The following is an 8879-nucleotide window of genomic DNA, read 5'->3' as shown; positions in this document are numbered from 1 at the left end:
GGACGGGCAAGCGGGCAGGGCGCGGACGGTGTCGCGGCAGCGCGCGGAAGCGGCAAACCGGCGCGACGGTGGAGCGGTATTATAGGCGCCCGGATCGGGCACGAGTCCACGCCCGCATGGCGACAGCGTCCGCCAAAGATACGGCGACGCCGGGCTCGCGCGGGCCGGCCTTCGTCGGCAATCCGCGGCGATTTCCGCCTCCGTCAGACATCCTATTTCCGCGTTCCAACTCCGGCAGGAGGCCGGCATGCGCATTCTGCTGGTCGAAGACGAAACCGAACTCGCGCACTGGGTGGCGCGTGCGCTGGAGCAGGGCGGCTTCGTGGTCGAGCACGTGGCCGACGGCCTGCTCGCGGACGCGCGCCTGCAGGCCGAGGAATACGACGCCGTGGTGCTGGACCTGCGCCTGCCCGGCAAGGACGGCCTGTCGGTGCTCAAGGCGATGCGCGGCCGCGACGACCGCACGCCGGTGCTGATCCTGACCGCGCAGGACACCCTCGACGAACGCGTGCGCGGCCTGAATCTCGGCGCCGACGACTACCTGCCCAAGCCCTTCGCGCTGGCCGAACTCGAGGCCCGCATCCTGGCGCTGATCCGCCGCAGCCGCGGCCGCGCCCATCCGCGCCTGCAATGCGGCGCGCTGGTATTCGACGGCGAGACGCGCAGCTTCACGCTGGACGGCGCGCCGCTGGCGCTGACCCCGCGCGAATCGACGCTGCTCGGCGCACTGCTGGCCCGCAGCGGCCAGCCGCTGACCAAGGCGCAACTGCTGGACAAGGTGTTTTCGCTCGACGCCGACGTCAATCCCGATGCCATCGAGGTGCTGATCTACCGGCTGCGCAAGAAGCTGTCCGGCCACGGCGTGACCATCGTCACGCTGCGCGGCTTCGGCTATCTGCTCGAAGCGGAGGCCGCCGCTTGAGCGCGCCGGACGGGCCTCGGGGCGAACTTCGGGGCGAACTTCGGGGCGATCCTCGAAGTGGTCCCCCGAGCGATCACGGCAGTGGTCACCGCAGTGATCACCGCCATGGCCATCAAAGTGGGCCCCGAAGCGGTCCCCTGCGCCGCTGGCTGCGCGGCAGCCTGCGCCGCCAGCTGCTGGTGCTGCTGCTGCCGGCGCTGGCGGCGATGATGGCGCTCGACAGCTGGCTGACCTACGGCACGCTGCGCGATGCCGCCAATACCGCCTACGACCGCTCGCTGTTCGGCTCGGTGCGCGCGATCGACAACGCCATCGGCATGGCCGGCGAGACCGTGCAGCTGACGCTGCCCGACGCCGCCATGGAGATGTTCGAGACCGCGGCGCAGACGCGCGTGTTCTATCGCGTCGCGCTGGAGCGCGAGGGCGCCATCGAGACCGTGACCGGCTACGACGACCTGCCGCTGCCGCGCGGCACGCTGGCCAACAACGTGCCGCGCTATTACGACGCGGTCTATCGCGACGCGCCGGTGCGCATCGCCGCGATGGCCCGCCCGGTCTACCGGCCCGACGCCCACATGCGCGTGATCATCCAGGTCGCCGAATCGGCCGAGCCGCGCGCGGCGCTGGTGGGCGCGGTATGGCGCAACACGCTGGCGCGCGACGCACTGCTGATCGTGGCGAGCGCGCTGATCCTGGTGGGCGGCGTGACGTTCGTGCTGCGCCCGCTCAAGCGCGTGCGCGACGATGTCGAAGCGCGCACGCCGGACGACCTGACGCCACTCGCGGTCGGCCCGGTACCGGCCGAGGTGCGGCCGCTGGTCGATGCGGTCAACCGGCACGTGTCGCGCTCGGCGGCGATGGCGCAGGCCCAGGCGCAGTTCATCGCCGATGCCGCGCACCAGCTGCGCACGCCGCTGGCAATCCTGAAGACGCAGGCGGAGTTCGCCCGCCGTCAGCTCGACGGCAGCGGGGACGGGGACGCGGCCCCCGCGCGCGAGGCGGTCGACGGCATCGTGTCGCAGCTGGAACAGGCCTCGCGCCTGGCCAACCAGTTGCTGGCGCTGGCGCGGGTACGCCAGCACGAGGCGCAGGCCGCCGAGGCGGGCCAAGCGGGCGGCCAAGGGGGCGGCCAAGCGGCCGTGCCCGACACCGTGATCGACGCCGCCGCGGTGGCCGGCCAGGTCGCGCTCGACTATCTGCCGCTGGCGCGCGCCAAGCAACAGGAATTCGGCTGGGAGGACGGCGGCGGCCGGCCGCTGCCGGTGCGCGCCGACGCGGCGCTGCTGCGCGAGGCGCTGGCCAACCTGGTCCACAACGCGATCCAGTATTCGCCGCGCGGCAGCCGTATCACGCTGTCGGCCGCGCGCGAGCGCGACAGCGCCTGCCTCGCGGTCGAGGACGACGGCCCCGGCATTCCGGCCGAGGAACGCGAGCAGGTGTTCGCGCGGTTCTATCGCCGCGTCGGCCACGACGAGCCCGGCTCGGGCCTGGGCCTGGCGATCTCGCGCGAGATGGCGGCGCGCTTCGGCGGCAGCGTGACGCTGCACGAGGCCCGCCAGGGGCGGGGACTGCGAGCCGAGTTGCGGCTGCCGCTGGTGGGCGATACGTAGGCGGAGGCAGCGGGCCGACGCGTTGGGCGAACGCGGCGGGCGGATGCTTGCGCCGAACGCAGGAAGCCGGCACGGCAAGCCGACGCAACGAGCGGGCACTACCCGCCCGACACCCCGCCGGCACCGGCTCGCCGCCTCCACCCGATCCGCGTAAACCCCAGTCCAAAAGCTGTCGTTTTGACAGCTTATTGACAGTTTCCGGCTCCTAGAATCGCCGCCATGGCCGTACAAGCGGCCACTGAACGATAAAACCACGATATCGCAAGCAGGAGACGCCATGCGCCGCACCCTCGTCCGACTTCCCCGCCTTTTCCAATTTGCCCTGATCGGCGCCGCCGTGGCGGCCGGCCCGGCCTTCGCCGTCGACACCGCCAAGTTCATGATCGGCGCCAACCCCGGCGGCGGCTGGGACCAGGCCGGGCGCACGCTGGGCGCCGCGATGGTGTCCGCCGGCGTGGCCAAGTCGGCCTCGTACGACAACCGCGGCGGCGCGGGCGGCACCATCGGCCTGACCCAGTTCGTCAACACCGACAAGGGCAATCCCAACGCGCTGCTGGTCACCGGCGCGGTGATGGTCGGCGCGATCGAGACCAACAAGCCGCCGGTCACGCTGAAGAACGCCACCCCGGTGGCGCGGCTGTTCACCGACACGATGGTGATCACCGTGCCGGCCAGCTCGCCGATCAAGTCGATCAAGGACCTGACCGCGCAGCTCAAGGCCAATCCGGGCAGCGTCAGCTGGGGCGGCGGCTCCAAGGGTTCGATCGACCATATCCTGGCGGGCCTGATCGCCAAGGACATCGGCGTCGATCCGAAGCGCATCAACTACGTGCCCTTCCAGGGCGGCGGCGAGGCCTCGGCCTCGGTGCTGGGCGGCCACGTGACGGCCGGCATCGCCGGCGTGTCCGAGTTCCTGCCCTTCATCAAGAGCGGCAAGATGCGCGCGCTGGCGGTGACCTCGAAGGACCGCGTCGCCGATATCCCGACGCTGAAGGAGCAGGGCATCAACGTCGAGATCTACAACTGGCGCGGCGTCTATGGCGCGCCGGGCATCACCCCCGAGCAGCGCAAGGCGCTGATCGACGCGGTGGTCAAGGCGACCGAATCGCCGTCGTGGAAGCAGGCGCTGGCCAAGAACGACTGGACGCCGTTCCTGCTGACCGGCGACGAGTTCGGCAAGTTCGTGGACGCCGAATCGGCCCGCCTGGGCGCGATGCTGCGCGAACTGGGCGTGGCCAAGTAAGGCCGTCGAGGCCTCGGGCATTTTTCGCCTTCCCCACCTTGCGCGCCTTTCCTGTCGACCCGGTCCATTCGGCCGTTCCGGCCCTTCCGCCCTACCGGCCGATCTGGACCTGACAGCTGCCCCGGCGCCGCGGCCTCCCGGACCGCGGCCCGTTCGTTTTCCGCCCCGCCGGATGCGCACCCCGCATCCGGCCTCGATCCGGAGCCCATCGTGAAACCTTCCCACACTGCCATCGGCATCGTCGTGCTGTTGCTGTCGGCCTGCTTCTTCGCCGGCCTGGGCGGCATCTCGGGCGAATCCGGCTACGCCGGCCTGTCGCCGCGTTTCGTTCCCACGCTGGTCGGCGTGGGCCTGGCCATCTGCGGCGCGCTGCTGACCTGGCAGGGCGTACGCGGCGGCTTTCGGGCGATGCCCGAGGAAGACGCCGAGCTGCCGTCGCAGCCGCACAGCCTGCGCGGCCTGTTGTGGGTTGCCGCCGGCCTGCTGCTGAACATGGCGCTGATCGGCGCGCTGGGCTTCGTGCTGGCGTCCACGCTGCTGATGGTCTGCGTCGCGCGCGGCTACGGCAGCCGCCGCGTCGTCCGCGACGCGCTGATCGGGCTGGCGATCACGGTGCCGATGTGGTTGCTGTTCGATTTCCTGCTCGGCATCAACCTGCCGCTGCTGCCGATCGTCGGCCTGTAAATCGCGGCCTCTAAATCGCGGGCCTGCAAGGCCGGAGACACGCAAATGGATACGCTGAATCAACTGATGAACGGCTTTGCCGTCGCCATCACGCCGCTGAACCTGATGTGGGCCCTGGTCGGCTGCTTCCTGGGCACCGCGATCGGCGTGCTGCCCGGCATCGGCCCGGCGCTGACAGTGGCGATGCTGCTGCCGCTGACCGCCAAGGTGGAGCCGACCGCGGCGCTGATCATGTTCGCCGGCATCTACTACGGGGCGATGTACGGCGGCTCGACCACCTCGATCCTGATGAACACGCCGGGCGAGTCGTCGACGATGATCACCGCGATGGAAGGCAACCTGATGGCCAAGTGCGGCCGCGCCGGTCCGGCGCTGGCCACCGCGGCGATCGGCTCCTTCGTCGCCGGCACCATCGCCACCGTGCTGCTGTCGCTGTTCGCGCCGGTCGCGGCCGACGTCGCGCTGCAGTTCGGTCCGGGCGAGTACTTCATGATCATGCTGCTGGCCTTCACCACGGTGTCGGCCGTGCTGGGCTCCTCGCTGCTGCGCGGCATGACCAGCCTGTTCCTGGGCCTGGGCATCGGCCTGATCGGCATGGACTCGCTGTCGGGCCAGACCCGCTACACGCTGGGCATCCAGGAGCTGTACGACGGCATCGACATCGTCGTCGTCGCGGTCGGCCTGTTCGCGGTCGGCGAGGCGCTGTTCAACGCCTTCTTCCCGCAGCCGGAGGGCACCTTCAACAAGGTCGGGCAGGTGATGATGTCGCGCTCGGACTGGAAGCGTTCGATCCCGGCCTGGCTGCGCGGCACCTTCATCGGCTTTCCGTTCGGGCTGATTCCGGCGGGCGGCGCCGAGATCCCGACCTTCCTGTCGTATGCCAGCGAGAAGAAGCTGAGCAAGCATCCTGAGGAATTCGGCAAGGGCGCGATCGAGGGCGTGGCCGGGCCCGAAGCGGCCAACAACGCCGCGGTAACCGCCACGCTGGCGCCGCTGCTGACGCTGGGCATCCCGACCTCGAACACCACGGCGATCATGCTGGCGGCGGTCCAGAACTACAACCTGCAGCCCGGTCCGATGCTGTTCCAGACCTCGGGCGACCTGGTCTGGGGCCTGCTCGCCTCGCTCTATATCGGCAACGTGATGCTGCTGGTGCTGAACCTGCCGGCGATCGGCCTGTGGGTCCGCATGCTGCGCATCCCGACGCCGCTGCTCTATGGCGGCATCCTGATCTTTGCGGGCCTGGGTGCCTACGGCATCCGCCAGTCGGCCTTCGACCTGCTGCTGCTGTTCCTGATCGGCCTGCTCGGCATGGCGATGCGCCGCTTCGACTTCCCGACCGCGCCGGTGATCGTCGGCATGATCCTCGGGCCGATGGCCGAGAAGCAGCTGCGCAACGCGCTGTCGATCAGCCAGGGCGACTGGACGATGTTCCTGCGCCATCCGATCTCGGCCTCGATCCTGGCGCTGACGGTGGCGGTCGTCGTGGTCCCGCGCCTGCTGCGCTGGCTGTCGCGGCGTTCGGCGATGCGGGGCGTGGCCGACGCGGCCAATTGATCGGCGCGGGGGCAGGGGTCGCGCGGCATCAGGCGTGGCATCGGGCGCGACATGAAGCGGCGACATGAAGCGGCGACATGAAGCGGTGACATGAAGCGCGACATCCCGCGCCACAATGCGCGACAATGCGCGTGACGCCACAAGGCCCGGGGCTCCCGGGCCTTGTCGTTTGCCTGCTCTCCTCTCACCACAAGAAAGCGGCGGCGCCCTGCGCCAGCCTGCCACCGCCATGCGATCCGTACTCTCCCGTTGGCGTCCGACGCTGCTGACGCTGCTGCTTGGACTGGGCGCCGCCCTGCTGTGCGAATGGCTGCGCACGCCGCTGCCCTGGATGATCGGCCCGCTGCTGGCCGTGGCCGCCGCCCGCATGATGGGCGCCGACCTGCGCGCGCCATCGCAGGCCCGCAACGCCGGCCAATGGGCCATCGGTACCTCGCTGGGGCTCTACTTCACGCCCGACGTGGTGGCCAAGCTGGTCGAGTTCTCGCCCTACGTGATCGCCGGCTCGCTGTTCGCGCTGGTGCTCGGCACCGCCGGCGCGCTGATGCTGCGCCGGACCACCGGGGTCGCCTTCAAGACCGCGTTCTTCTCCACCGCGATCGGCGGCGCCTCGGAGATGGCCAATCTTGCCGAGCGCAACGGCGCGCGCATCGATCAGGTCGCGGCTGCGCATTCGCTGCGCGTGTTATTGGTGGTAGTAATCGTGCCTGCGCTTTTTCAGTATGGTGGTATTCATGGCCTCGATACCTATATCCCGGGACCGCGCACCGTCGATGCGCTCGGGCTGGCCGCGCTGATCGCCATCACGGTGGCCTTCGCGCTGCTGATGAACCGGCTGAACCTGCCCAACCCCTTCGTCATCGGCACGCTGATCGCCGCCGCGGTGCTGACCGCCTCGGGCATCGAGCTGTCCGCGATCCCCACCTCGATGAGCCATGCCGGCCAGCTGCTGATCGGCGTCTCGCTCGGCGTGCGTTTCTCGCGCGAATTCCTGCATACCGCGCCGCGCTTCCTCGGCGGCGTGGCGCTGTACACGCTGGTCGCGCTGGTGATATCGGCGCTGTTCGGCTGGGGACTGGCGGCGCTGTCCGGCGCGCATCCGGCCACCGTGATCCTCGGTACCACGCCGGGCGGCATCGCCGAGATGTGCATCACCGCCAAGGTGCTCGAGCTCGGCGTGCCGCTGGTCACGGCCTTCCACGTGATCCGGATGGCCTTCGTGGTGCTGTGTACCGGCCCCCTGTATCATTGGCTGAAACATCGCGCCGCCCCGGAGGAGACCGAGTAGCCGGGCGGCCAGGACAACCGAGGACCACCGACGGGCCGCCATGCCAGAGACGACGCTTGCCATCGCCGACATCGACGCCATCCTGGAGCGCGTGCTGGCGCCCTGGGTCCGCCAGCTGAACCTGCGCGCCGAGCGCGTCGACGCCGACAGCGTCACGCTGCGGCTGCCCTTCGATCCTTCCCTTCGCCACGCCGGCGGCGTGGTCTGCGGCCAGGTGCTGATGTCCGCGGCCGACACCGCGATGATCGTCGCGATCTCGAGCGCGCTCGGCGGCTTCCGCCCGATGACCACCGTCAGCCTGACCACCAATTTCATGCGCCCCGTGATCGAGGGCGACATGCTGGTGCAGGCCACCGTGCTGCGGCTGGGCAAGACCGTCGTGTTCGGGGAGATCGCGCTGCGCGGCCCCGACGGCAAGCTGGCCGTGCAGGCAACCACCACCTACGCGCTGCTATGACGGGGTCGGCCGCCCGCCCGGACATGGCCACCGACGCCAGCACCGCGCCGTCGCGCACGCCGTCGCGCGCGCCGCAGTACGGCGGGCCCTTCGAGCAGGTGGTCTTCGCCGGCGGCGGCAATCGCTGCTGGTGGCACGCAGGCTGGTGGGACACCGTCGCGCCCGAGCTGGGGCTGCGCCCGCGCGTGATCGCCGGCATCTCGGCCGGTGCTGCCACCGCCTGCATGATTTACACGCACGAGTCGCGGCAGGTGATGGACTACTACCGCGGCGTGCTGGCCGGCAACAAGCGCAACGTCTACTGGCGCAACCTGCTCGGCAACCAGCGCGTCTTTCCGCATTACGGCATCTATCGGGCTGCCCTGCTGTCGATCCTGGGGGACGGCCGCCTGGAGCGGCTGCAGGCCGCGCCCGAGATCCGCGTCGGCGTCGCCCACATTCCGCGCTGGTGCGGACCGCGGCTGGCGGTGATGGCGGGACTGCTGGCCTACAACATCGACAAGCATCTGCTCAAGACGCTGCATCCGCGGCTGGGCCGCACGCTGGGCTTTCATCCCGAGTTCGTGCGGGCCCAGGACTGCGCCACGCCGGAACAGCTGGCAGACCTTTTGCTGCAATCGTCGTGCACGCCGCCGTTCACGCCCGTGTTGCGGCGCGATGGCCGCGCGGTGCTCGACGGCGGCCTGGTCGACAACGTGCCGGTCGACGCGCTCGACGCCACGCCCGGCGACGTGCTGGTGCTGATGACCCGGCTGTATCCGCGCCCGCGCCGTTTCGTGATGGAGTGGAACGGCCAGCGGCGCCTGTATGTGCAACCGTCGCGGCGGGTGCCGATCTCGAGCTGGGATTACACGCGCCCGGAAGGCATGACGCTGGCCTACGACCTGGGCCGGCGCGATGGCGAAACCTTCCTGCGCGAATGGACGGCGCAGGCGCCAGCGGATCTGGCGCCGGCCTCGTAGCGCGGGAGCGGCGCAGCGGCTGCTCCCTTCGGTGTTCTTGCGGAATTCTCGCGGCCGGCGCGCCGCGGCAGGAGGCATAGATGACGAAGCGGCAAGCTGGCAACGACAACGAACGCAAGCGCGCAAGCAAGGTATCGGCCGAACCCCGGATGGAGC

Annotated in this window: 8 protein-coding genes; all 8 read left to right on the top strand. The window is 70.1% G+C overall.

Annotated elements, in window-relative coordinates; genetic code table 11:
* Nucleotides 1-247 precede the first annotated feature (247 nt).
* Nucleotides 248-922, top strand: coding sequence for a response regulator (locus tag AC6EI8_RS20985; RefSeq protein WP_149317410.1), 675 nt, complete (start codon nucleotides 248-250; stop codon nucleotides 920-922).
* Nucleotides 923-1128: 206 nt separating this feature from the next.
* A complete protein-coding gene (locus AC6EI8_RS20980) occupies nucleotides 1129-2532 on the top strand; it encodes a sensor histidine kinase (protein ID WP_498382771.1) in 1404 nt (467 codons plus the stop codon).
* Nucleotides 2533-2809: 277 nt separating this feature from the next.
* The gene (locus AC6EI8_RS20975) at nucleotides 2810-3775 is read left to right on the top strand and encodes a tripartite tricarboxylate transporter substrate binding protein (RefSeq protein WP_149317411.1); all 966 of its coding nucleotides are present in this window, start codon (nucleotides 2810-2812) and stop codon (nucleotides 3773-3775) included.
* A 210-nt stretch (nucleotides 3776-3985) separates the two neighbouring features.
* Nucleotides 3986-4459: a tripartite tricarboxylate transporter TctB family protein gene (locus AC6EI8_RS20970; RefSeq protein WP_265633026.1), complete on the top strand. Its 474-nt coding sequence runs from the start codon at nucleotides 3986-3988 to the stop codon at nucleotides 4457-4459.
* Between the two features lie 45 nt (nucleotides 4460-4504).
* On the top strand, nucleotides 4505-6016 hold the full coding sequence (locus AC6EI8_RS20965; RefSeq protein ID WP_498382769.1) for a tripartite tricarboxylate transporter permease: 1512 nt from the start codon (nucleotides 4505-4507) through the stop codon (nucleotides 6014-6016).
* 229 nt (nucleotides 6017-6245) lie between these two features.
* Nucleotides 6246-7304 carry an AbrB family transcriptional regulator gene (locus AC6EI8_RS20960; protein ID WP_226107860.1) on the top strand — a complete coding sequence of 353 codons (1059 nt, stop codon included), beginning with the start codon at nucleotides 6246-6248 and terminating at the stop codon, nucleotides 7302-7304.
* Between the two features lie 40 nt (nucleotides 7305-7344).
* Entirely contained in the window at nucleotides 7345-7761 is a 417-nt protein-coding gene (locus AC6EI8_RS20955) for a PaaI family thioesterase (RefSeq protein ID WP_006579522.1), read from the top strand.
* 23 nt (nucleotides 7762-7784) lie between these two features.
* Nucleotides 7785-8723: a patatin-like phospholipase family protein gene (locus AC6EI8_RS20950; protein ID WP_498382770.1), complete on the top strand. Its 939-nt coding sequence runs from the start codon at nucleotides 7785-7787 to the stop codon at nucleotides 8721-8723.
* Nucleotides 8724-8879 lie beyond the last annotated feature (156 nt).

The sequence above is a fragment of the Cupriavidus sp. R6-3 genome (assembly GCF_059772245.1).
Note: the sequence above shows the minus strand (reverse complement) of the source record. Positions and strands in the feature narration are given on the sequence as shown.

What these genes read in the sequence shown, in the direction of transcription:
- AC6EI8_RS20985 (WP_149317410.1), top strand. Translation starts at nt 248, where the DNA reads ATGCGCATTCTGCTGGTCGAAGACGAAACCGAACTCGCGCACTGGGTG.
- AC6EI8_RS20980 (WP_498382771.1), top strand. Translation starts at nt 1,129, where the DNA reads ATGATGGCGCTCGACAGCTGGCTGACCTACGGCACGCTGCGCGATGCC.
- AC6EI8_RS20975 (WP_149317411.1), top strand. Translation starts at nt 2,810, where the DNA reads ATGCGCCGCACCCTCGTCCGACTTCCCCGCCTTTTCCAATTTGCCCTG.
- AC6EI8_RS20965 (WP_498382769.1), top strand. Translation starts at nt 4,505, where the DNA reads ATGGATACGCTGAATCAACTGATGAACGGCTTTGCCGTCGCCATCACG.
- AC6EI8_RS20960 (WP_226107860.1), top strand. Translation starts at nt 6,246, where the DNA reads ATGCGATCCGTACTCTCCCGTTGGCGTCCGACGCTGCTGACGCTGCTG.
- AC6EI8_RS20955 (WP_006579522.1), top strand. Translation starts at nt 7,345, where the DNA reads ATGCCAGAGACGACGCTTGCCATCGCCGACATCGACGCCATCCTGGAG.
- AC6EI8_RS20950 (WP_498382770.1), top strand. Translation starts at nt 7,785, where the DNA reads ATGGCCACCGACGCCAGCACCGCGCCGTCGCGCACGCCGTCGCGCGCG.